Annotated in this window: 22 protein-coding genes and 1 tRNA gene; 14 read left to right on the top strand and 9 right to left on the bottom strand. The window is 60.3% G+C overall.

Annotation, left to right across the window (positions count from 1 at the left end):
• Positions 1-58: 58 nt before the first annotated feature.
• The 6 genes from HJC00_RS26030 (at position 59) to HJC00_RS26055 (ending at position 3,767) form a co-directional block, all read left to right on the top strand.
• Positions 59-457, top strand: a complete 399-nt coding sequence (locus tag HJC00_RS26030; RefSeq protein ID WP_210628204.1) for a DUF1236 domain-containing protein — start codon at positions 59-61, stop codon at positions 455-457.
• Between the two features lie 113 nt (positions 458-570).
• Entirely contained in the window at positions 571-732 is a 162-nt protein-coding gene (locus tag HJC00_RS26035) for a hypothetical protein (protein WP_210628203.1), read from the top strand.
• On the top strand, positions 732-1,313 hold the full coding sequence (locus HJC00_RS26040) for a BA14K family protein (protein WP_210628202.1): 582 nt from the start codon (positions 732-734) through the stop codon (positions 1,311-1,313). The genes HJC00_RS26035 and HJC00_RS26040 overlap by 1 nt, the downstream gene beginning before the upstream one ends.
• A 115-nt stretch (positions 1,314-1,428) precedes the next feature.
• Positions 1,429-1,743: a hypothetical protein gene (locus tag HJC00_RS26045; protein WP_210628201.1), complete on the top strand. Its 315-nt coding sequence runs from the start codon at positions 1,429-1,431 to the stop codon at positions 1,741-1,743.
• 61 nt (positions 1,744-1,804) lie between these two features.
• Complete coding sequence (locus HJC00_RS26050) at positions 1,805-2,689, top strand: hypothetical protein (protein ID WP_210628200.1); 885 nt, start codon at positions 1,805-1,807, stop codon at positions 2,687-2,689.
• A gap of 85 nt (positions 2,690-2,774) precedes the next feature.
• On the top strand, positions 2,775-3,767 hold the full coding sequence (locus tag HJC00_RS26055; protein ID WP_210628199.1) for a L,D-transpeptidase: 993 nt from the start codon (positions 2,775-2,777) through the stop codon (positions 3,765-3,767).
• A 45-nt stretch (positions 3,768-3,812) separates the two neighbouring features.
• Here HJC00_RS26055 and HJC00_RS26060 read toward each other — a convergent pair whose 3' ends face one another.
• Positions 3,813-4,604, bottom strand: a complete 792-nt coding sequence (locus HJC00_RS26060) for a phenylalanine 4-monooxygenase (RefSeq protein ID WP_210628198.1) — start codon at positions 4,602-4,604, stop codon at positions 3,813-3,815.
• Positions 4,605-4,727: 123 nt separating this feature from the next.
• On the opposite strand from HJC00_RS26060, the gene HJC00_RS26065 reads away from it, so the two are divergent.
• Complete coding sequence (locus tag HJC00_RS26065; protein ID WP_064801990.1) at positions 4,728-5,189, top strand: Lrp/AsnC family transcriptional regulator; 462 nt, start codon at positions 4,728-4,730, stop codon at positions 5,187-5,189.
• 14 nt (positions 5,190-5,203) lie between these two features.
• Here the strand turns inward: HJC00_RS26065 and HJC00_RS26070 are convergent, their stop codons facing one another.
• Positions 5,204-5,704 carry an Lrp/AsnC family transcriptional regulator gene (locus HJC00_RS26070; RefSeq protein WP_210628196.1) on the bottom strand — a complete coding sequence of 167 codons (501 nt, stop codon included), beginning with the start codon at positions 5,702-5,704 and terminating at the stop codon, positions 5,204-5,206.
• A 131-nt stretch (positions 5,705-5,835) separates the two neighbouring features.
• On the opposite strand from HJC00_RS26070, the gene hppD reads away from it, so the two are divergent.
• From hppD to maiA, 4 genes are read left to right on the top strand one after another with little or no spacing between them, the layout of a single operon-like run.
• Positions 5,836-6,945, top strand: coding sequence for a 4-hydroxyphenylpyruvate dioxygenase (gene hppD, locus HJC00_RS26075; RefSeq protein WP_210628195.1), 1,110 nt, complete (start codon positions 5,836-5,838; stop codon positions 6,943-6,945).
• A gap of 39 nt (positions 6,946-6,984) precedes the next feature.
• Positions 6,985-8,346: a homogentisate 1,2-dioxygenase gene (gene hmgA / locus HJC00_RS26080; RefSeq protein WP_221164816.1), complete on the top strand. Its 1,362-nt coding sequence runs from the start codon at positions 6,985-6,987 to the stop codon at positions 8,344-8,346.
• Between the two features lie 31 nt (positions 8,347-8,377).
• Positions 8,378-9,403 (top strand): fumarylacetoacetate hydrolase family protein, encoded by a 1,026-nt coding sequence (locus tag HJC00_RS26085; protein WP_221154897.1) that lies wholly within the window; start codon positions 8,378-8,380, stop codon positions 9,401-9,403.
• Entirely contained in the window at positions 9,400-10,032 is a 633-nt protein-coding gene (gene maiA, locus HJC00_RS26090; RefSeq protein WP_221164817.1) for a maleylacetoacetate isomerase, read from the top strand. Before HJC00_RS26085 ends, maiA begins: the two co-directional genes overlap by 4 nt.
• A 3-nt stretch (positions 10,033-10,035) precedes the next feature.
• On the opposite strand, the gene HJC00_RS26095 is transcribed toward maiA, so the two are convergent.
• A complete protein-coding gene (locus tag HJC00_RS26095; RefSeq protein ID WP_221146517.1) occupies positions 10,036-10,506 on the bottom strand; it encodes an MEKHLA domain-containing protein in 471 nt (156 codons plus the stop codon).
• Between the two features lie 337 nt (positions 10,507-10,843).
• On the opposite strand from HJC00_RS26095, the gene HJC00_RS26100 reads away from it, so the two are divergent.
• Together HJC00_RS26100 and HJC00_RS26105 are read left to right on the top strand one after the other, a co-directional pair.
• A complete protein-coding gene (locus HJC00_RS26100) occupies positions 10,844-12,178 on the top strand; it encodes a hypothetical protein (protein ID WP_221164818.1) in 1,335 nt (444 codons plus the stop codon).
• Between the two features lie 83 nt (positions 12,179-12,261).
• The gene (locus HJC00_RS26105; protein ID WP_221164819.1) at positions 12,262-13,530 is read left to right on the top strand and encodes a patatin-like phospholipase family protein; all 1,269 of its coding nucleotides are present in this window, start codon (positions 12,262-12,264) and stop codon (positions 13,528-13,530) included.
• A 275-nt stretch (positions 13,531-13,805) separates the two neighbouring features.
• Here HJC00_RS26105 and HJC00_RS26110 read toward each other — a convergent pair whose 3' ends face one another.
• The 5 genes from HJC00_RS26110 to HJC00_RS26130 all read right to left on the bottom strand — a co-directional run bounded on the left by HJC00_RS26110 (position 13,806) and on the right by HJC00_RS26130 (position 21,689).
• On the bottom strand, positions 13,806-14,339 hold the full coding sequence (locus HJC00_RS26110; RefSeq protein WP_210628189.1) for a histidine phosphatase family protein: 534 nt from the start codon (positions 14,337-14,339) through the stop codon (positions 13,806-13,808).
• Between the two features lie 490 nt (positions 14,340-14,829).
• Positions 14,830-18,645 carry a vitamin B12-dependent ribonucleotide reductase gene (locus tag HJC00_RS26115; RefSeq protein WP_210628188.1) on the bottom strand — a complete coding sequence of 1,272 codons (3,816 nt, stop codon included), beginning with the start codon at positions 18,643-18,645 and terminating at the stop codon, positions 14,830-14,832.
• A gap of 623 nt (positions 18,646-19,268) precedes the next feature.
• Positions 19,269-19,763 carry a xanthine phosphoribosyltransferase gene (gene gpt, locus HJC00_RS26120; RefSeq protein ID WP_210628187.1) on the bottom strand — a complete coding sequence of 165 codons (495 nt, stop codon included), beginning with the start codon at positions 19,761-19,763 and terminating at the stop codon, positions 19,269-19,271.
• A 215-nt stretch (positions 19,764-19,978) separates the two neighbouring features.
• The gene (locus HJC00_RS26125; protein WP_221164820.1) at positions 19,979-20,821 is read right to left on the bottom strand and encodes a universal stress protein; all 843 of its coding nucleotides are present in this window, start codon (positions 20,819-20,821) and stop codon (positions 19,979-19,981) included.
• Between the two features lie 91 nt (positions 20,822-20,912).
• Entirely contained in the window at positions 20,913-21,689 is a 777-nt protein-coding gene (locus tag HJC00_RS26130) for a competence/damage-inducible protein A (RefSeq protein WP_210628185.1), read from the bottom strand.
• A 251-nt stretch (positions 21,690-21,940) separates the two neighbouring features.
• Between HJC00_RS26130 and HJC00_RS26135 the strand changes: the two genes are divergently transcribed.
• A tRNA-Leu gene (locus tag HJC00_RS26135) sits at positions 21,941-22,026 on the top strand.
• Between the two features lie 393 nt (positions 22,027-22,419).
• On the opposite strand, the gene HJC00_RS26140 is transcribed toward HJC00_RS26135, so the two are convergent.
• Entirely contained in the window at positions 22,420-22,794 is a 375-nt protein-coding gene (locus tag HJC00_RS26140) for a VanZ family protein (protein ID WP_210628184.1), read from the bottom strand.
• Positions 22,795-22,840 lie beyond the last annotated feature (46 nt).

The following is a 22,840-nucleotide window of genomic DNA, read 5'->3' on the forward strand; positions in this document are numbered from 1 at the left end:
GCCAGCAAGTTGGTTTGGCAGCGGCAAGCAGGCCGCATTGAAAGGCAAGGAGGAAAAGATGCTCTTCAAGCTTATTGCAGGCGCGGCAACTGCCATGACCCTGATGTCAGGTGTCGCATTCGCCCAGTCCTCGACCGTGAATGGTGCGGCTGGTGGCGCAATCACCGGAGCCATCGTCGGTGGTCCCGCCGGTGCTGCCATCGGCGGCGTTGCCGGCGCAGTCGTCGGCACGGCGATCGATCCGCCGCCTGAGAAGGTCGTCACCTATGTCCGCGAGGCTCCGGCACCGTCGGCACGCGTCGTTGTGAAGGAAAAGGTGGTCGTCGGCCAGCCACTGCCGGAAACGGTCGTGGTGACCCCCGTTCCGGACGATCCGACATATGCCTACGCGGTGGTCAATGACGAGCGTGTCATTGTCGAACCCTCGTCCCGCAAGGTGATTCAGGTGATCAAGTGACGTGATTGTTCACGTGGCCCTGCCACGTCTTCCTTTCGCACATCAGCTTTGAGGTTGGCCGCACGATGGACGGCAGCGTCGTCGTGCGGCCGCACGGATCGAGGAGAGGGAACATGATCTATTCCGAAGAGAAATCCGCTGGTCTCGCCGTGCCGCTGATCGCCATCCTCTTGGCGATCGCCGGCATTATCGCCGTGCTGGTCGCCACCGGCGGTCACAGCAGCGCCGGGCCGCGTGTCTGGGTCCCCCAGGCACAACAGCAGGGAGCGAGCTGATGAATGCCATTGCGACCGTCGCCTTCGGCATCGTCAGCTCGGTTGGCGCCTGCATGGCAGCGGCCTCCGTTGCCTCGCATGTGGTGGCGGATTCCGGACCGCCCGCGCTCACGGACCTTGCCGCCCCCGATCTATGGACGACGAGTCCGGTGAAGGTCGATCCACGTCGGCAGCATTATGAGCGAATTCCGCCGGTCTATTCCAGCTATGTCACCGAGGCTCCGGCGACCGTCGCGCCAAGTATGGCTTCGCAACCCGCTCGTCCGTCGACAGAACTGCAGGCACCGCAGCCAAAATTCGCCGCCGAGCACCTTGCCTGGTGCGCCAAGCGCTACCGTTCCTTCGATCCTGTGACCAACAGCTACCGATCCTATAAGGGCGAGATCCGCGAATGCTCCTCACCGTTCCAGCAGAATATCGCCGCAAGCCCTGAAGACGGCCGCACGAAAGTCAATGCGCAGGCGGCAGCCCGATGTGCCGCCCGATACAGATCGTATCGGCCGGAAGACAACACCTATCAGCCATGGGATGGTCCACGCCGCAATTGCGACATGTCGGATCTGGTCGCGACGAGCAATTAACCATGGAGGGGCAGCGCGTACAAAATGGAACCGTGCCGCCTAGCCAGACTAAAGTCCGTGTTGTAATCGCACCGGTTGTGATATCCGGTTGCATTTGAGGGGGCGGAGAGCGGGGATGGCGACGACGCTGATAGCAGAAATCCACCAAGCGCAGACAAGGCTTCCGTTCTTGAGCAGGGCGGAGCGCGGAGCCCTTATCGTTCGCATTCTTCGCGAGTTGAAGATACTTCGTCGCGATATTCTCGGAAATGTGCCGGCCGATCGCTGCGTTTGGATCGATAAACTGATCGCGTCGGTTTCTTCGACGGTATCGGAAATCGTCACGATGCCGGACGCCGAGTTCAACCGTGTCTTGAACGAGTTCGAAAAGCTCATGGCGACGCTGCATAACATTTCGCACCCGCAGAAGCCGTCGAAGACGGTTCACTAGCGTCGTTAAGGCGACGCACGGCCCGAGGAAACCGATCCTGGCGCGGGAGCGTTCTCCCCCTATGATCGAAACAAAATCGCCCGCTGACCGGGACGAGAAGTCGCTCGGTGACCATGAGCCGAAGCCAGGTGCAGAGGTTTCCTTTCCTTACGACAGGATAACGGTCGACCAGTTCCGGAACCGTTTCCCTCGTGCCCGCTGGAACGACGTGCGAAAAGCCTGGTTCGTTCCCGGCCGAACCGCGTCCCGTCGCATCGGTCGATGGCTTGCCGAGCTGGAGGCCGAAGCCGACGCGCATGCGGATGCGAAGGGGCGCGATGCCTTCGCCTTCGATCCCATCGACAGTCCATATCTGGAACTCGGCAAGGCCGGCTTTCGAATCCGCACGCCTTATTCAAAAACTGTCGTCGATGAGCTGCGCGAGGTGCCGTTCTCGTTATGGGACGGCGATCTTCGAATATGGCACGTGCCCTTTCGATCCTATGAGGAACTGCGACGCAGATGGCCCGACATCGAAGCGGCGGCTCGCAGAAACGAACCGGAGGAGAGGCGACGGCGTGCCGAGGAGCGGAAGGGAACCGAAGGGGAGGTGCGCAGCAGGCTTCGCGCAGCGGAACGCAAGCGACGCCGTTACCCCCTTGCGGCCGACGACCTGCCGCCGACAGGACGTCCGGTGGCGACCGCGTATGGGATCGTTGTTTTTACTTATATCACTGGCGAACTGGTCGATCCGGCTCTGGTCGCGGACTTCTATCCCGGTGTCACCGAGGATCATCTCTGGGGAGTTTGGCGGGTGCCGACATTCGACGAACTTGTCCGTACCTGGCCTGCGAAAACGTCTCCCCGTCGAAATGCCGAATGGTGGCAGCCGACGATCGAAGAACTGAGGCCCGCCCGGCACGCCGCAAGATCACGCGAAGCCAGGAAGCAAGCGAAGGCGCAGTGACCGGAGTCTCGCGGACTTGTAGATGCTGCGTCGACAACGCCGGCCCGACGTGGGAACAAATTCCCACGTCGGCCATTTGTTGTCCATGAAAACAGCCCTGCCGATGTCGCTGCTCGCTCTGGCCCTCTCCGTTGGCGGCGCCGTCGCGCGGGAGCTTCGTCCCGAAGCGATCAATGCCGCTTCCCTTGCCGACATCGGGAAAGGAAAGCTGTCGCCGTCAGATCCGGATCCGGCGATCGTCCGCCTCCAGGTCCTGCTCGACCGTGCCGGCTCCTCTCCCGGCGTGATCGATGGTCTCTCCGGCGAGAACGTCGACAAGGCTGTGGCCGGGTTCGAGGCGATGAACAAGCTTCCTGTCGACGGCAGGCCGGATCCGGATGTCGCCTCCCGCTTGGAAGACAATTCGGCCATCATCGAAAGCTATGTCGTCTCGCCGGAGGACGCCACGGGGCTCGTTGACAGAATTCCTGAGGATTACGGCGAGAAGGCAAAGATGCAGAGCCTCGGCTATACCAGCGTTGCGGAGAAGCTGTCCGAGCGCTTCCACATGGATCTCGATCTCTTGAACGCGCTCAACCCGGGTTCGCAGTTCGCGCCCGGCGACAAGGTGTGGGTCGTTAATCCGGGCCCTCCCAGGCAAGGCAAGGTCAAAAGCATCGAGGCTGACAAGAAGGCAGGGCAGGTGCTGGCCTATGGCGAGGATGGATCGCTGCTTGCCGTCTATCCCGCGACCATCGGCAGCGAGGACAATCCGGCGCCCTCAGGAAAGCACAAGGTCAAGGGTGTCGCGCGAATGCCAGTGTACCGATATGATCCGAAGCGCAACTTCAAGCAGGGGAAGAACGACAAGGTTCTAACAATCCCGAAGGGACCGAACGGTCCGGTCGGCAGCGTTTGGATCGATTTGACGGAGCCGACCTATGGCATACACGGGACGCCGGAGCCGAAGCTCATCGACAAGATCGGCTCGCATGGCTGCGTACGGCTGACGAATTGGGACGCCGAAGAGCTGGCCGGCATGGTCAAGCCGGGCGTCCGCGTCGAATTCGTCAATCGCAGCTCCGCCGATCCGAAGTGAAACGCAGGATCTGACGACTACTCACACGCTACCGCCGCGTCAGGATTACGAAGCCTTGGCTTCGAAAGCCGGGGCGAAATCTCCCAGCGATTTCGCCTTGAGGATCGCGCCGCCGATATCCTGCTCCACGATCGACTCGAGATCGGCAAAGCTGTCGATGACATAGTAGATCGGCTGGAGGATATCGATGCGGTAGGGCGTCCGGAGCACGCTCATCAAATCGAACGGCCGGAATTCGCACGCCGTGCCTTCCGTTGCCGCCTTCGCTTCGCTCGGCGAGGAGACGATACCGGCGCCGAAGCATCGGCGTCCTTGCGGTGTGTTGATCAGGCCGAATTCGACGGTGAACCAGAAAATCCGGAACAGATGCCATGAATAGCCCTTGCCGAGGTGCATGGCAGTTTCGCCAAAATGCCGGACGAAATTGGCATAGCTCTGGTTGGTCAGCAGCGGGCAATGGCCGAACACTTCGTGGAACAGATCCGGTTCCTCAATATAATCGATATGCTCGCGGCGGCGCAGGAAGGTCGCCAGCGGGAACTTGCCCTGCGACAGAAGTTCATAGAAGCGCGAAGGCGGAATGAGCGCCGGCACGCCTTCGACGCCGAAACCGGTGGTCTCATTCAGGCGTCTGTTCACATCGAGGAGCTGAGGCACTTTCTCCGGTCTGAGCCCCAGCAATTTGACGCCGTCCAGATATTCCTGGCAAGCCTTGTCGGCCAAGAGCTTCATCTGACGCCGGTAGAGTTCGCCCCAGATTGCATCTTCTTCGGGGGTGTAGTCATAGAGGCCGTCCGGGCCGGGCAGTTTGGCGGTGTAGCTGCTTTCCTTGGTCATTGGCTGATCCTCCCGGGAATGGCGATATTTCTGCCATTATGCTCCGTGTTTGACGGATTTTCTTTTCTTTCATGCCGGTTATCGCCATAGTGGTGGGCGATATTTTCGAATGCGACGGCTAAAATGAAAGAAACTGGGAATTTCCGCCGCAAGCTTCTGCAGCTGATCCAGGCCGACGGCACCCTGTCGCTGGCGGACCTGGCTGAAAAGGCCGGCATGTCGCAGAGTTCGGCCTGGCGGAAGATCCAGGAACTCGAAGCCGACGGCGTCATCCGTAAGCGCGTGACGTTGCTCGATCCCGGCAAACTCGATCTCAAGCTCTGCGTGATTGCCCACGTCACGCTGGAGGATCACCATGAGGAGGCGGTGGCTTCTTTCGCTTCAGTGGTGCTGGAGCGGCCGGAGATCATGGAGTGCTACGCCTTGTCGGGCGCCTTCGATTACATGCTGAAGATAAGGGCGAGGGACGTCGAAAGCTACGAAGCCTTCATGACCCGCTATCTCATGCGCAATCCGCATGTGCGAACCGTCGTATCGAGCTTCGTGTTGCGCGAGCTGAAATTCTCCACCGAACTGCCGCTCTGAGCACGGCGACGAAATCATCGCGCGCTGTCGCCATGCCGGCTGCCCGGCGTCATCACCGGATAGCCTTCGAACGTTTTCAGCGTGTCGAGCACGATTGAGGTTTTCACGTGCTGCACGGATTCGTGCGGCAGCAGAACGTCGTTGACGAACTTCGACAGATCGGCGAGCCCACGGGTCGCCACCTTGAGGTGATAGTCCATTTCGCCGGTCAGCGCATAGGCTTCGAGAACCTCGGGCAGGCCGTTGATCAGTTGCGAAAATCGGCGGGCATTGTCTCGGTTGTGGGTCGCAAGCGTGACGGAAATGACCACCAGCATATCGAGCCCCAGCTTCTCCCGATCGAGGTGGGCACGGTAGCTGCGAATATATCCCTCGGCTTCCAGTCTGGTGCGCCGGCGTGAGCATTGCGACGGTGAAAGCGCGATCCGCTCACCTAGCTCGTTATTCGTGAGCCTGCCATCCTTTTGAAGTTCCAAGAGGAGGCGCATATCCAATTTGTCGAGGGGCTCATCCATTGCGCAAAATCTCCATAATGCTCACAGGTCGTGCATAATTTGTTCCTCCTGCATCAAGAACGCAAGAACTTTGCGCGTGTTTTGAGCCATAGTTTGCATAGAAAATGCAGTCTCCTCTGGAGGAAAAGAAAATGGGTCCGTTCCCGCATGATGCACCTCCGTCGGAAATCACCGCCGACAATCCGGCCGGCACCGACGGCTTCGAATTCGTCGAATTCGCCCACCCCGAGCCTGAGAAGCTCAGCGAGCTCTTCACGCGCATGGGTTATGTAGCGGTTGCCAGGCATAAGACGAAAAACATTACCGTCTGGCGCCAGGGCGACATCAATTATGTCCTCAATGCCGAGCCCGGCAGCCATGCGGCGCGTTTCGTCGCAAAGCATGGTCCCTGCGCTCCATCGATGGCCTGGCGCGTGGTCGATGCCAGGCACGCCTTCGATCACGCCGTGTCGAATGGCGCCGTTCCCTATGAAGGAAATGACAAAGTGCTCGACGTTCCCGCGATTGTCGGCATTGGCGGCTCGCTGCTCTATTTCGTCGAGACCTATGGGGCAAAGGGATCGGCTTACGAGGCTGAGTTCGATTGGCTTGGCGAGCCCAATCCGAATCCCACCGGGATTGGCTTTTATTATCTCGACCATCTCACCCACAACGTCTTCCGCGGCAACATGGACAAGTGGTGGGATTTCTACCGCAATCTGTTCAACTTCAAGCAGATCCACTTCTTCGATATTGATGGGCGCATCACCGGCCTCGTCAGCCGCGCCATCACCTCGCCCTGCGGCAAGATCCGCATACCGTTGAATGAATCGAAGGACGACACCAGCCAGATCGAGGAATATCTGAAGAAGTACCGGGGCGAGGGCATTCAGCACATCGCCGTCGGAACGGAGGATATATACGAAGCGACCGACCGGCTTGCTGATAACGGCCTGCGCTTCATGCCGGGGCCTCCAGAGACCTATTACGATATGTCCTATGAGCGTGTGAACGGCCATAGGGAGCCGATCGACCGCATGAAGAAGCACGGCATTCTGATCGACGGCGAAGGTGTGGTGAACGGCGGCATGACGAAAATCCTGCTGCAGATCTTTTCCAAGACGGTGATCGGCCCGATCTTCTTCGAATTCATCCAGCGCAAGGGTGATGAGGGCTTCGGCGAAGGCAACTTCCGTGCGCTTTTCGAGTCGATCGAAGCCGATCAGATCAAGCGTGGTGTCATCGGCACGGCAGCGGAGTAAACTCTACGGCGCAGTAGAGTTTTCGGGGAGGAGTTGAGCATGGACCAGACATCGATCCAGGCCGCCGATGCGGAAGCGGCGACGGCAAACAGGCTGAAATATATGCCGGGTTTCGGCAACGACTTCGAGACGGAGTCGCTGCCCGGCGCTTTGCCGCAGGGCCAGAACAGCCCGCAGAAATGCAATTACGGCCTTTATGCCGAACAGCTTTCCGGCTCGCCCTTCACCGCGCCGCGCGGGACGAATGAACGGTCCTGGCTGTACCGCATTCGCCCGAGCGTGCGTCACAGCCGCCGCTTCTCGAACGCCTCCTATCCGCTCTGGAAAACCGCGCCTTGCCTGGACGAACATTCGCTGCCGCTCGGCCAGCTTCGCTGGGATCCCATCCCCGCGCCTGAGGAGAAGCTGACCTTTCTGGAGGGAGTGCGGACGATGACTACGGCAGGCGATGCCGTGACTCAGGTCGGCATGTCGGCGCATGCCTATGTTTTCAACGAAGACATGGTCGACGATTATTTCTTCAACGCTGACGGCGAACTGATGATCGTGCCGCAGCTCGGCGCCATCAGAGTGTTCACCGAAACGGGCATCATGGACGTCGAGCCGCTGGAGATATGCCTCGTCCCCCGCGGCATGATGTTCAAGGTCACGACAGTCGGCGAGCAGACGGTCTGGCGTGGCTATATCTGCGAGAACTACGGCGCGAAATTCACATTGCCGGACCGCGGGCCGATCGGCGCCAATTGTCTGGCAAACCCGCGCGACTTCAAGACGCCGGTCGCCGCCTTTGAGGACAAGGAAACACCCTGCCGCGTCCATGTGAAATGGTGCGGCAAATTCTATGTCACCGAGATCGGCCACTCGCCGCTTGATGTGGTCGCCTGGCACGGCAATTACGCACCTTACAAATATGACTTGCGAACGTTTTCGCCGGTGGGCGCGATCAGCTTCGATCATCCCGATCCGTCGATCTTTTCGGTGCTGACTGCGCCGACCGAAGATGCGGGTACGGCGAATGTCGATTTCGTGATATTTCCGCCGCGTTGGCTGGTCGCCGAGCACACCTTCCGGCCGCCCTGGTACCACCGCAACATCATGAGCGAGTTCATGGGCCTGATCCATGGTCAATATGACGCCAAGGAGGAGGGCTTCGTGCCGGGCGGCATCAGCCTGCACAACATGATGCTGCCCCATGGGCCGGATGCGCTCGCCTTCGACAAGGCGTCCAACAGCGAACTCAAACCGGTGAAGCTCGATCACACAATGGCCTTCATGTTCGAGACCCGCTACCCGCAGCAGCTGACGAAATACGCAGCCGAGCTCGAAACGCTGCAGGAGGATTACCTCGAATGCTGGGATGGCCTGGAACGCAAGTTCGATGGGACCCCGGGCATCAAATGAAGATCCGCCCCTCCGGCACTGGAACTGCGACATGAAACTTGCGACCTTGAAGGACTCCACCAGGGACGGCCGCCTCGTCGTCGTTTCCCGCGATTTGACCCGCTGTTCAGAGGTCGGCCACATCGCCCGCACCCTGCAGGCGGCGCTCGACGACTGGGAGCATGTCGCTCCGAGACTTCGGCTGGTTGCCGAAGGCATCGAGACGGGGGCTCAGCCGACCATCCGCTTTCACGAACACGACGCCGCATCGCCTTTGCCGCGCGCCTATCAATGGGCCGACGGCTCGGCCTACGTCAACCACGTCGAACTGGTGCGCAAGGCGCGCGGCGCCGAAATGCCGGCAAGCTTCTGGACCGATCCGCTGATGTATCAAGGCGGCTCGGATGGTTTCCTCGCGCCGCGCGATCCGATCCTCGTGGCGGATGAGGCCTACGGGATCGACATGGAGGGCGAGGTTGCCGTTATCACCGGCGATGTTGCTATGGGAGCCAGCCCCGAGGCTGCGCGCGGCGCCATCCAGCTGCTGATGCTCGTCAACGACGTGTCGCTGCGCGGCCTGATCCCGGAGGAGCTTGCCAAGGGCTTCGGTTTCTTCCAGTCCAAGCCCGCTTCGGCATTTTCTCCGGTTGCGGTGACGCCGGACGAGCTTGGGGACGTCTGGGATGGCGGCAAGCTGCATCTGCCGCTGCTCGTAAGCTTGAATGGCAAGCCGTTCGGCAAGGCGAATGCCGGCGTCGACATGACATTCGACTTCGGCCAGCTGATTGCCCATGCCGCCAAAACCCGCCACCTCGTGGCCGGTACGATCATCGGCTCCGGCACGATCTCCAACAAGCTCGACGGCGGCCCCGGCAAGCCGGTGGGCGTGGGAGGAGATGGATACTCCTGCATTGCCGAATTGAGAATGATCGAGGCCATCGAGAGCGGATCGCCGAAGACCCCCTTCATGAGGTTCGGCGACCAGGTCCGCATCGAGATGAAGGATCATGCCGGCCATTCGATCTTCGGGGCAATCGAGCAGATGGTGGGAAGATACGAGGGAGCTGCCGGGGGATGAACGAGATCATTCTCTACGACTACTGGCGATCATCGGCGAGTTATCGCGTGCGGATCGCGCTCAATCTTCTGGGCCTCGACTATCAGACGGTGCCGATCAACTTGCTCGACGGTGCGCACAAGATGCCGGACTACCTCGCGCTCAACCCGCAGGGGCTCGTGCCGACACTGGTGATCGATGGGAAAACGCTGGCACAGTCGCTGGCCATCATCGAATATCTGGCCGAGTCTCGGCCGGAATACGGATTGCTGCCATCGGATAGCTTCGATCGCCACAGAGTGCGCGCCCTCGCATATGCGATGGCCATGGACATCCATCCGATCTGCAACCTCCATGTCGTCTCGCATCTTCTGACGCTGACCGACAAGGCCGAGGCTCGCGAGGAATGGATGAAGCATTTCATCGGCGATGGACTTCGCAAGCTGGAGATCATGCTCGGCGAATCCGATGGCGCGTTCAGCTTTGGCGGCAGGCCGTCGATCGCCGATCTCTGCCTTGTTCCCCAAGTCTACAATGCCCGCCGCTGGGGCGTTGATATGACTGCTTTCAGACGCATCAGCGATATCGACGCCAGATGCGCTGAACTCCCCGCCTTTCAGGCAGCGCATCCGGACCGCGTGAAACCGTAGGAACTACGCGTCCCGCCACGATGAAAATATCGCAGCCTGGCCCAACCGCTTGCCCGTCTCATCGATAAGCTGCCAGACAGTGAAATTTTCGACCCAGAAACGGCGGCCCGATTTCGCGACCCTGAGGCCGCGGCCGTTATTGACGAAACCATCGCGCGTGACGGCATCGAGCAGCCGCTGGCGCTCGGCGCGATCAGGCTGCTCGGCCGATAGTCGCGACGGCAGCATGATGAATTCGTCCCAGTTATATTCGAAGCAGTTCTGCGCAGTCCTGTTTGCATAGATGAAGCGCGGGTCGGGCAGCGTATTATGCGCGAGGACCACGAAAGGCGCTTGGCTGTAAAGCCAGTCCGGCCCTTGCCCATCCTCCACAAGACGGCGGCCGACAATGCGCTGGTAGCTGCCGGCAAGAAGGGCGAAGAAATCGGGATCATTCCTCAGGTCAAGGGCGTGGTTGTCATAGGAAGAAGTCACGAACTGCCTCACTGGTCAAATGCCTCGGTCCAGGCGACATAGCCGATATCAATTGCACGCGTCTATGATGTCTGGTGAACTGCGATCCTTTTCGGCGAGGGCCGGCATTTACCTTGTCTCATCACTTCTGATTGTGACGCTTGCCAGAAGATCGCCCTTGTGCATTGATCTGAGCTGCTGGGGCAGCTGTCAACATTCTCTGCGAAGCTATTGTTCTTCGGACCGTTATTGGTTTTGGCCGGTCGCGGATGAGGCTGGGGTGGAGCAGGTAATTTTCATCGTCCGGCTATACAGACATGCGCAAGCCATGCTGCGAATGACGACAGGAGAAGTACGGGTGCTCGAGGGCTGGGGAAGAATGCGGAAATTCGTCTCGTTGATATCGATGCTGCTGGCGTTCGTCGCCATAGCCGGGGAGGGGCATGCGGCCATTTCCTACCAACGTCTGGAGACCGCGCCGGGAGAGCGCGCCCTGACGATAAAAGGCGTGTTCGAGGGTTCCGACGATGCGATGACGCTTGTCGACGAATATACGCAGTACCAGCCGAGCTATGTCACCTTTGACTCGCCCGGCGGAAACGTGGTCGCAGCGATCAGGTTCGGCCGGGCCCTCCGCCTCCTGAATGCAAAAACGATACAGATCAGAGCCGCCGAGTGCGCGTCGGCTTGCGCCTTCGCCTTCGTCGGTGGCGTTGAAAGATTTGCCGAGCCGGGCTCTATCGGCGTGCATCGGGTTTCCCTGTCCGACGATGTTGCCATCGACAACAAGTTGGCCGTCTCGACTGTTCAAGCACTGACCGGCGAGATCATCGGCTATCTCACCGAGATGGGGGTAAGCCCCAATCTGCTGCAGCTCAGCCTGTCGATCGACAACACCGATATACGGTATCTCACCGCTGCGGAAATGCGGGACTGGAACATCAACACGCCCGAGGATATGCCCTCGGCACAGGAAAGCGCGCCGCCCCCGCCGGGCGCCGCACCGCAGGAGAGCGCAACACCCGGCGACATGCCGTCAGACCCGAGCGATCCCGAGGAAATGGCCGCCTCCGAACCCGGCGACCTGACCACGGAGGCGGTTGATTTCGTCAACCGATACAATGACGAATGGTCGAAAGACAGTGCTTCGGCGTTGGCCTTTATGAAGGGCGTCTATGCCGACGAGGTCTCCTTCTTCGGAAACTCGGTCGACAAAGATGCCGTCCTGGAGGAAAAGGCAGCCTTCGCCCAACGCTGGCCGGAGCGCATCTACAGCGTCAAGCCGGGCTCCGTGACGGCCAGCTGTGCCGGAAAATGCGAAATGTCGGGAATTGTCGAGTGGTTTGCCGGAAACAGAGACACGGGTAAGACGTCCTCCGGGATGGCCGAATTCTCTTTCGTGTGGAACATGGCCTCTCTGCAGATCGAGGCCGAGACCGGAAAGGTGCTCGCCACGGACAAGGGGGCAAAGGCGCCGGATCGGTTGATCCATCAGTGGACAGGACTGGACGACATCTGCCGCACGAGTGTCGATCGCAAGGGACCCGATACGCTGCGGGCATGCAAACGGCGCGACGAACTCGGTTCGCTGCTCAATCGCGCCGACTGGTGCTATGGCTATAAGGATGAAGCCGAAATAAACTGGGAGTGGCACAAATGCGATGCCAACTCCCGGAGCTATACGAGTAAGTAGCGCGCAGGCCCAAAGACGAGCGACCGCTGGTTCGCCCGGAGGAGGAAATGTTGGGAAACTCAGATTCCTGAGTGAGGCTGAGCATGTCGGAAGACGCGCATGCCCCATCGAATGCCGTCTTGTCGGGATCCGTTGACCCCGAGAAGCCCGCTGAGCGTTATAAACTCGGCCTCTGCCTTTCGGGCGGCGGCTATCGGGCCGTGCTTTTCCATGCGGGTTCGCTTGCGAGGCTCAACGAGGCCGGTCTTCTGGCGAAGCTCGGTATGATCTCGTCGGTATCGGGCGGATCCATCGCTTCCGGCCTGCTCGCCTACATCTGGCCCCGGCTGATCTTCGAGAACGACATCGCCGTCAACTTCAGGACCGCATATCTGGATCACGTTCTGGCCTTCAGTCAGCTATTCGCTGATGGGCCGAGCTTCCTGAAGGGCGTGTTCAATCCCTTTTCGAGCGCGGCGGACGAAGCCGCGAAACTCTACGAGCGACATCTGTTCCATGGAAAATCGCCAAGCCTGCGCGAGCTTCCAAGCTCGCCCTGGTTCGTATTTTGCGCCAGCAATCTCAGCACCGGTTCGCTTTTCCGGATGTCGAACCGCTATATCGCGGATTACAGGATCGGCTTGTCGTTCCACCCGACACTTTCGCTCGCAACCGCGGTTGCCGCTTCAGCTGCATTTCCGCCCGTGTTGTCACCGCTGCGATTGGACCTGTCGCAATTTTCGTGGGAGAGGGAAAAACTCGACGACACCGTCGGCGAACCGGTTGCTCCGGGCCGGGCAATATTGAGCGACGGCGGCGTCTACGACAATCACGGCATCGAACCGGCGCTGAAACGCTGCGACTGCCTGCTTGTCAGCGACGCCGGTGCGCCTTGGCGTTCCTCGAGCCGCGGTTACTGGAACTATCTCTCCCAGCTGAAACGCGTTCTCGATACGACGGACAATCAGGTGAGGTCGTTGCGGCGACGAGACTTGATCGGCGGCTTCAAGGCTGCAACACAGGCCGATAGGCTTGGCCTCGATGATCTTGCGAAATCGGCGCTGCGTGCAAGAACCCATGGCGTTTATTGGTCGATCGACAGCAAGGACGCCGAACTCAAGCCATACGCCTCTTACACACTGCCGCCGTCCTCGGTCGTTCCCTCCGAGGTTGGCACCTACCTCCATTTCCTCGGCGCCAGAGAGACGGAGCATCTGACGAATTGGGGGCACTACGTGTGTGACGCGATGCTCAACCGGTTCTACCAATCGCCACCGACTCCATCGTCCGGCCCTCCATTGGCAGCCGGGACCGTGACGCCGACTTGGGCGGCGAGGGCGAGCAAGTGCCTGTTCAACATTCTGCCCTTTTGACAATGGCCTGAGGTACCGGCCAAGGAGAGCCCGAAGGCGGAACTCTGACCGGGTGAGGGAAGCGGCTGCCCGGCGTGTAGCATCCGCCATATAGGGAAGAGATACCCGCAATGGATTACCTTGTGGAATCGATCCCAACTGGTTGACGAGAACGGCTTCTCCGGCCAGGTCGGCGCTGTCGAACCATTCTGCCGTGGACGGCCCGTTCGGACCGGCGCGGGCAGAATCGGAACCGTGCACCATGTCCACTAAATTCAAATCGGAAAGTGGCCTTGTTATCCCAAGGATCTCGGCGTTACGAACCGCTCGAGATAACCGGTGCCCGCCGCAATCTCGTCCCATCCGTCGAGATCGAGGTCAATGACGGCGAGTCCTGCCGTCGGGAACTTCTCCCGCATGCATCTCACGGCATCGGCATCGCCGTCCGGCGCGATCAGCGAGGCCGCATTCTCCATGCCGGGATTGTGGCCGACGATGAGCAGCGTGCGGATGCCAGGTTCGACGGCCCGGATCACATCGAGCATGCGCTCGGCCGGCACCTCGTAGATATCCGCCGCCTCGTGTTCGACCTTTTTCAAAATGGCCCCGCGGACGAGCTTCCAGGTTTCCTGCGCCCGGCGGGCCGGCGAGACGAGGGCGAGATCGGGGATCAGTTTTTCGCGCACCATATAGGCGCCGATGACGGATGCCGCCTTGCGCCCGCGATCCGCCAATGGCCGTTCACGGTCGGCCACACCGTCGGGCCAGGCGGATTTGGCATGGCGCAGAAGGATGAGGCGGTGTTTCGGCAGCATGGGGTTCAGCTTCATTTTATCGCGAGGCCGATGTCGTCGGTTAGAGCTTCGTTGCGTGTTGACTCCTGGAGCATGAAGGGCCTCCGATACAGCTCGCAAACTAGGCGGATGTCACAGGGAGGTCAGTCGTTTCGTCCCACCTTTGCGAAACTTGAGCATCCCGCGGGTTTCGGCGTGACGGTGTGCGATCGAGCCTGGAACGCGTCTTGTCCGAAATCGAATTAAGCTCGACCTCGCTGACGAAACTCTGGACGTCGCCCTGAGTTCCGATGCCAGGAGAACCGCAGCAGGTCTTCGAGCAGGCGTCAACCCTTTTCGAAACCCCAGATTGCAGGCTTATGCAGGCAGGGTATTTGCTGCGAATTCGCAAAACGGGCCACCGTCCGGGCACTTTAAGTGCCCAGACGGGCTGGCCATTGCTTCTGTCGGAAATGGCCAATTTCAGAGGCTTTTGGCCAGAACTAGCTTCGATTTCTCAACAGACACTTAAGAACTGCAAGCCTGCTCAGCTGCACCCGCTCGTCGCGCCGCACGTGTCGCACTTCTCGCACGTCCCATTCCGCACCATCGTGAAGTTCTGGCACTCCGAGCACATGTTGCCGGTATAGCCCTGCATAATTGAGCGCTGGCGGCGTTCGGCTTCCACCTTCTTGGCTTCGGTCTTCGCCGTCGCTGCGTCAGCTGCCGCCTTGTCGGAGAAGAGGGCGGTGGCGTCGCTGGTGATTTCCTCGCTTATCTCTTCGGCGATCTCCTCGGCCAATTCCTTGGCGCGTTCCTCGTAGTCGCGCTTGAAGGCGACGATTTCGGAGGTGGAGACGGCAACTGTCGGCTCCAGCTTGCGGGCCGCGGCACCTGCAAAGGCGGTCACGGTGCCGGTGGAGGCGGCGCGGGCAGGGGCTGCGGTGGCAGCACCCTTGGGTTCGCCCGCCTGGCGTTCGCCGCCGGTGCCGGAGACCAGCGTCGGCTTGTAGCCGCGGGTCCAGCCGGTGGAGAGCAGGTTGGTCTTGCCTTCCTGGATGCCCTTGCCAAGCGCCGTGTTCGAGAAGTCGGACGTGTCGACATGGGCGAGATCATGGCGGCCGAGATAGGAGACGGCGAGTTCGCGGAACACATAGTCGAGGATCGAGGTGGCGTTCTTGATCGCATCGTTACCGATGACCATCCCGGCCGGCTCGAACTTGGTGAAGGTGAAGGCCTCGACATATTCCTCGAGCGGCACGCCATATTGCAGACCGAGCGAGATGGCGATGGCGAAGTTGTTCATCATCGCACGGAAAGCAGCCCCTTCCTTGTGCATGTCGATGAAGATCTCGCCGAGGCGGCCGTCGCCGAATTCGCCGGTTCTGAGATAGACCTTGTGTCCGCCGACGGCGGCCTTCTGGGTATAGCCCTGGCGGCGGTTCGGCAGCTTCTCGCGTTCGCGCGAAACCCGTTCGATCACTCGCTCGATGATCTTCTCGGTGACCGTCACAGCCTGGGCGGCGACGGGCGCCTGCAGCAGTTCCTCCAGCGCATCCTCGTCGTCCTCGTCTTCGATCAGCGAGGCATTGAGCGGCTGCGACAGCTTGGAGCCGTCGCGATAGAGGGCGTTGGCCTTGAGGCCTAGCTTCCAGGACAGCATATAGGCGTTCTTGCAATCCTCGACGGTCGCCTCGTTCGGCATGTTGATCGTCTTGGAAATCGCGCCGGAGATGAAGGGCTGGGCAGCCGCCATCATACGGATATGGCTTTCGACGGAGAGATAGCGTTTGCCGATCTTGCCGCAGGGATTGGCGCAATCGAAGACCGGCAAATGCTCGGCCTTGAGGAAGGGCGCGCCTTCCAGCGTCATCGCGCCGCAGACATGGATGTTGGCGGCTTCGATGTCCTTCTTCGAGAAGCCCATATGGTCGAGCAGGTTGAAGCTCATGTCGGCGAGCTGCTCGTCGGAAACCTTCAATGTCTCCTTGAGGAAGTCGGCGCCGAGCGTCCACTGGTTGAAGACGAACTTGATGTCAAAGGCGCTCTTCAGCGCGGCATTGACGGCTTCCACCTTCTCGTCGGTCAGGCCCTTGGCCTTCAGCGTCGACGGGTTGATCGCCGGCGCCTGGTTCAGGTTGCCGTGGCCGACGGCATAGGCTTCGATCTCGGCGATCTGGCTTTCGGAATAACCGAGCGTGCGAAGCGCTTCCGGCACGGCGCGGTTGATGATCTTGAAGTAGCCGCCGCCGGCGAGCTTCTTGAACTTGACGAGGGCGAAGTCAGGCTCGATGCCGGTGGTGTCGCAATCCATGACGAGGCCGATCGTGCCTGTCGGCGCAATGACCGAGACCTGTGCATTGCGGTAGCCATGCTTTTCGCCGAGTTCGAGCGCCTTGTCCCAGGCCGATTTGGCATGGACTACAAGATCCTGGTCGGGGTTTTCCGAATGGATCAGCGCAACCGGATCGATCGATAGCGCCTCATAGCCGGAGGTTTCGCCATAAGCGGCGCGGCGATGATTGCGAATGACCCTGAGCATGCTCTCGCGGTTCGGCGCGAAATTCGGAAAGGGGCCGAGCTCGCCGGCGATTTCGGCCGAGGTCGCATAGCAGATGCCGGTCATGATTGCGGTCAGCGAACCGGCGATGGCACGGGCTTCAGCGGAGTCGTAGGGAATGCCCGACGACATCAGCAGGCCGCCGATATTGGCGTAGCCGAGGCCGAGCGTGCGGTATTCGTAGGAGAGTTCGGCAATGCGCTTCGACGGGAACTGCGCCATCATCACCGAGATTTCGAGCACGACGGTCCACAGGCGAACTGCATGTTCATAGTCGCCGATATTGATGCGCTTGGTGGCCTTGTCCTTGAACTGCAAGAGGTTCAGCGAGGCGAGGTTGCAGGCCGTGTCGTCGAGGAACATGTATTCCGAGCACGGGTTCGAGCCGCGGATCGGGCCGCCGGCCGGCGAGGTGTGCCAGTCGTTCATGGTCGTGTTAAAGTGGATGCCCGGATCGGCCGAAGCCCAGGCGGCATAGGAAATCGTTTCCCAGAGGTCGCGCGCCTTCAGCGTCTTCATCACCCGGCCGTCCTTACGGGCGGTCAGCTTCCATTCGCCGTCATCCTCGACCGCACGCAGGAAGTCGTCCTTGATCGAAACGGAGTTGTTGGAGTTCTGGCCGGATACCGTGAGGTAGGCTTCCGAATCCCAATCCGTGTCGTAGGTCTTGAATTCGAGATCCTTGTAGCCCTGGCGGGCGAACTGGATGACGCGCTGGACGTAGTTTTCCGGAACCTGGTCCTTCTTGGCGGCGCGGATTTCGCGCTTGAGGGCAGGGTTCTTGGCCGGATCGAAGCAATCGCCATTATCGCCGCCTTCGCAGTTGAAGCAGGCCTTCATGATCGCCTTCAGGTGCCTGGCGACGATCTTCGAGCCAGTGACGAGAGCGGCGACCTTCTGCTCTTCCTTGACCTTCCAGTTGATGTATTCCTCGATATCGGGATGGTCGATGTCGACGACCACCATCTTGGCGGCGCGGCGCGTCGTGCCGCCCGATTTGATGGCGCCGGCGGCGCGGTCGCCGATCTTCAGGAAGCTCATCAGGCCGGAGGAGCGGCCGCCGCCGGAAAGCTTTTCGCCTTCGCCGCGCAGCATCGAGAAGTTGGAGCCGGTGCCGGAGCCGTATTTGAAGAGGCGGGCTTCACGCACCCAAAGGTCCATGATGCCGCCTTCGTTGACGAGGTCGTCTTCGACCGACTGGATGAAGCAGGCATGCGGCTGCGGATGTTCGTAGGCCGACTTGGACTTGGTCAGCTTGCCGGTGAAGGGGTCGACGTAGAAGTGACCCTGGCCAGGGCCGTCGATGCCATAGGCCCAGTGCAGGCCGGTGTTGAACCACTGCGGCGAGTTCGGGGCGACGCGCTGGGTGGCGAGCATATAGGCGAGCTCGTCCTTGAAGGCGGCAGCATCTTCTTCCGAAGAGAAATAGCCGCCCTTCCAGCCCCAATAGGTCCAGGTGCCGGCGAGACGGTCGAAGACCTGGCGCGCATCGATTTCGGAACCGGTTTGCTCCTCCTTGGGCAGGGTCTTCAGCGCGGCATCATCGGGAACGGAGCGCCACAGGAAGGAAGGAACGTCGTTTTCCTCGACCTTCTTCAGACGAGTGGGAACGCCGGCCTTGCGGAAATATTTCTGCGCCAGAACATCGGTCGCGACCTGGGAGAACTGCGCGGGAACGTCGATATTCTCGAGGCGGAAGACGATCGACCCATCCGGGTTCTTGATCTCGCTCGTCGCCTTGCGGAATTCGATATCCGCATAGGCGCCTTGGCCGGCCTTCGTGAAACGACGTTCGATGCGCATAGTCTTGACCTCGCGTTGGCGCCCGTCCCCTGGGCGCAAATTTCCTATCCGGCGGCACATTGTCGTCGTGCAGCCAGTCTCGTTTCCGTATTGTCACAGGGGTGTCATCCGGAGATGGCTTTCCTGTATCTTGTGGTGATGGTGGCTGCAAACACTAAATATAGTATTAACAACTTATTATCGCCAGTCCCGATGTCACTTTTTTTGGAGGCTGAAAACTGCGCAGAGATTCCCTCGGGCCTGAACCGGTTCCGGCGCATGCCCTCAATCTGCGTCTTGTTTTTCAAAGGGAACCGGGCTCGTAACCTCCGGTCCTGTCGCCGCCGCAACATCACGAACAATAAAGTTTGAAACAGCTGATTCCGTCAAGGGCTGGTTTTTAATTGAATGGTAACCACAACATCTTGTGGATGCGCCTGTGGAGATTGGGGAAAGTCGGGGAGTGCTGAAAATACAAGGACTTGCGGGTGTCGCCGGCTAAGGAAAATCTCGTAGCGGCAAAAAAGCGTCCTGCGGCAAATCTTGTGATGGCATTTCCGGCACAAATGCGCATGCCGATTCGCTGAGCCGGCGAGCGCTGTCGAAGTGCGCCGAGAATGCCGGCGCACTCCGGATAGCGGCGGTTAGCGCGCGCCCTTGGCGATCGGTTCCTGATAAGTGAAGCCCATGTCCCAGGGGAAATAGATCCAGGTGTCCTGGCTGACCTCGGTGATGAAGGTGTCGACGGTCGGCACGCCCTTCGGCTTGGCATAGACGCAGGCGAAATGCGCCTTCGGCAGCATGGTGCGCACCTGTGCGGCTGTTTTGCCGGTATCCGTCAGATCGTCGACCACGAGCACGCCTTCGCCGCCGTTTTCGGTAAGCTCCGGCGCAATTCCCTTGAGGAGCACCATGTCGCCCTGGTTCACATAGTCGTGGTAGGAGGCGATGCAGACGGTCTCGATCAGCCGGATGTTCAGTTCGCGCGAGATGATTGCGGCCGGAACGAGGCCGCCGCGGGTGATGCAGACGATCGCCTTGAAGGCCTGATCGAGGCCGGCAAGCCGCCAGGCAAGTGCGCGCGCATCGCGGTGGAACTGATCCCAGGAAACGGGAAAGGCTTTATCGGGAAGGGACATAGGGCTGCTCCGCGGCATGATTGAGAGGACACGCCGTTTGTCGGCGACCGGACGGCTTCAGCGGCAAAACGCAAATCGCGCAGCCGGAACTGCGCGAGATCGCGAGCTGCCGCGCGAGATCGCACGTGCTACTGCGCGAGGCGTGGCCGGGGCTGGAAGCCTTCATCGGTGGCAGCAATTAGCGGGATTTGGCGGTAAAACGCAAGAGCAGCCGCTCATCGCGACAACAGCGTCAGCGCCGTCATCGATTGCAGCAGGCTCTTCGTCGTGCCGCCGAAGATCGCCTGCCAGAGCCGGGAATGGGTATATGCGCCCATGACGAGAAGGTCGATGCTGCTGTCCGACAGCCGGTTTTCGATGACATGCGAGGTATTCCTGTCGACGCTGTGGCCCGTCGCAAGCGTCGTCTTCACGCCATGGCGGGCAAGTGCAGCGGCGATCTCGGCGCCTGATGTGAGCGGCGACTGCAGGGCGGTATCGGCCGGGTCGACCGAAAAAATCTCCACTTCCTCGGCCGCTTTCAGGAAGGGCAGCGCATCGAAGGTCGCGCGCGCCGCCTCCTTCGAGCCATTCCAGGCGATCAGCACGCGCTTGATCGGCCTCGGCTGGCGGATAACGTAAGGGATCATCAGCACCGGTCGCCCGGTTTCGAAGAGGAAGCTGTCGACGTCGACATGGCTGTCGGAGGGATTGTCCGGGTCGGCCTGCGATGCGATCAGAAGATCGGCGCTGCGGGCGCTTTCGATCAGCGGTGCGGAACCGTAACCGGTGGAGGTGGCAAAGCTGCGCCATTCCGAGGAGGCGCCGGCGGCCTGCGCTTTCGCCTGAAAGATGCGCTCGACGGCGACCGTTTCACCATGCGCCATATCCTGCAGCGCCTGCACCGCGACGGGATCGGGAATTTCCATCGGCGCCACCAGCGGCACGGCCGAGATGGTTTCGGCATGCAGGCCGATCACGTGAGCACCGCTTTCTGCGGCAATCGCAAAGGCGAAATCGGCAACGACGGCGCTATTGTCTGCCGTATCGAGAATGGCGAGGATGGTTTTGTAGGACATATCAATTCTCCTTGCGCTGAAATGACGTGCGCGAGGGACGGAATGCACCGGACCGTTCTCCCGTTCCATGACGGGAATCAAGTCCAGTCCCTCAAGCCTCGGCAGAATGGTTTTTTGCGATCGCCTTGTTCCGGCCGATGGCGTCGATCATCGCATGCACCTCGGCGCCGGCTGCATCGATTGCCGGTTGCGAGCGGCCGCGCACGACGATCTCGGTCGAGAATTTCTGGCCGAGATAACGTGGGTAGGAACCGATGCTGGTGTCCGGATGCGCTTTCTGGATCGCGGCAAGCGGGGTGCCGATATCACCCTCGCCGTAAGGGCAGGCGATGGCGAGCGAGAGCAGCGGCGTGCCGGTGCGAAGCGTCGGCAGCACATTGTCGACCATGGCCTGAAAGACCTGCGGCACGCCGGCCATGACATAGACATTGCCGATGATGAAGCCCGGCGCCGTCGACACCGGATTGGGGATATGAACGGCACCCCGCGGCATGCGCGCCATGCGCTGGCGCGCCTCGGTGAAGTCCATCTCGCGGCGACGGTACATATCGGCCAGCAGGGTCATTGCCGCTTCGTCATATTCGCAGGGCAGTCCGAAAGCCTTGGCGATTGCATCGGCGGTGATGTCGTCATGCGTCGGCCCGATCCCGCCCGAGGTGAAGACGTAATCATATCGAGGGCGAAGCGCATTCAGCGCCTCGACGATCGCCTCCTCGTCGTCGGCGACGATGCGCACTTCCTTGAGATCGATGCCTGACAGGGTGAGCAGATCGGCGAGGTGGCCGATATTCTTGTCCTTGGTGCGGCCGGAAAGGAGTTCGTCGCCGATGGCGAGCATGGCGGCGGTGACGACGGTGTCATGGCTCATGGGATGTTCCGTGATGTGAGGCTGGTCAATAGGTAGCGCCCTCGGGCCGCTTTGCAAACACTCGCGCGTGATGCGGAAAAGTGTGAGCGGTTTTCCGACGATATCATGCTCTTTGGCACCGACCGATGCGTCTCTTTCGCGCTGAAATGCCTGCTCATTCATTCCGGGGCGCTGCCGGCAGAGCTGATCTTATTTTTACGCCCCACGGCTCTTCCCATAGTCGGTGACGCGAGATATTGAAAACGCCGCAAGCGGGCGTGGCGAAACTGGTAGACGCAAGGGACTTAAAATCCCTCGGCCTTAGGCTATACGGGTTCGATCCCCGTCGCCCGCACCAGCCTACGCTCTGTGAGCTTCGGCTCGGCGAGCCGAAGAGAGCAGCCAAGCGAAGGCTGTCGCGCCGTAGTTCCGTCGGGAACGAAGGCGGACTGGTTCGATAATGCCCCGGTTCGCTGCAACAATCTTTATAATCCTGTTTGAATATGCCTGTATATTGCGCGCAAAAAAGCGCGTTGTTGCTTGACAATGACATTTTCGGTGCAAGGATTGCGCCGCGGCGAGTAAGTGTTGTCTTGTGGGAGTAAGACGATGGTTTACGATTGGAGCGGGACCAGGGTTCGGCGCGTCCGGATCTTCAAGACGAGCGTCGCATTTGTTCTTGCAACTGCTGTGGCTGCGATACCGCTGTTTTTCTGGGCAATGGATTTGCCGGGTTTCTGATTCGCAATAATTAGCGTTCTGTGAAAGGCAGGCCGCTTGGAGCTCTGCTCTCGCGCCATCTGTTGATCACCCAGCCGGCAACGAGGCCGAGGGCGGCGCCCATGGCCTTGATGCCCGCGTCATGCAGGCGCGGATGGCGGGTCGGCGCGAAATACTGCAGATATTCGATGGCGACCGCCCCAACGATCAGCAGCACGGCCACCAGTTTCCACTGCTTCGGATAGGCGAGAGCAAAGGAGAGGCCGAGCAGAACATAGGCGGTGCCGCGGTCCGCATCGACCGTCGTCACCGTATTCGGTCTCAGCCCGATCGGCGAAACCGTGACAAACAGGATGAGGGCGAGCAGCAGCCAGGCGAGCGGTCTTGCGAATTTGAAGATCATCATCGCTCCATATAAGTGGCAGGCCTTTTCATTGACAGTTAAAATCAGT

This window comes from Rhizobium sp. NLR22b (assembly GCF_019685295.1).
Classification (GTDB): Bacteria; Pseudomonadota; Alphaproteobacteria; order Rhizobiales; family Rhizobiaceae; genus Rhizobium.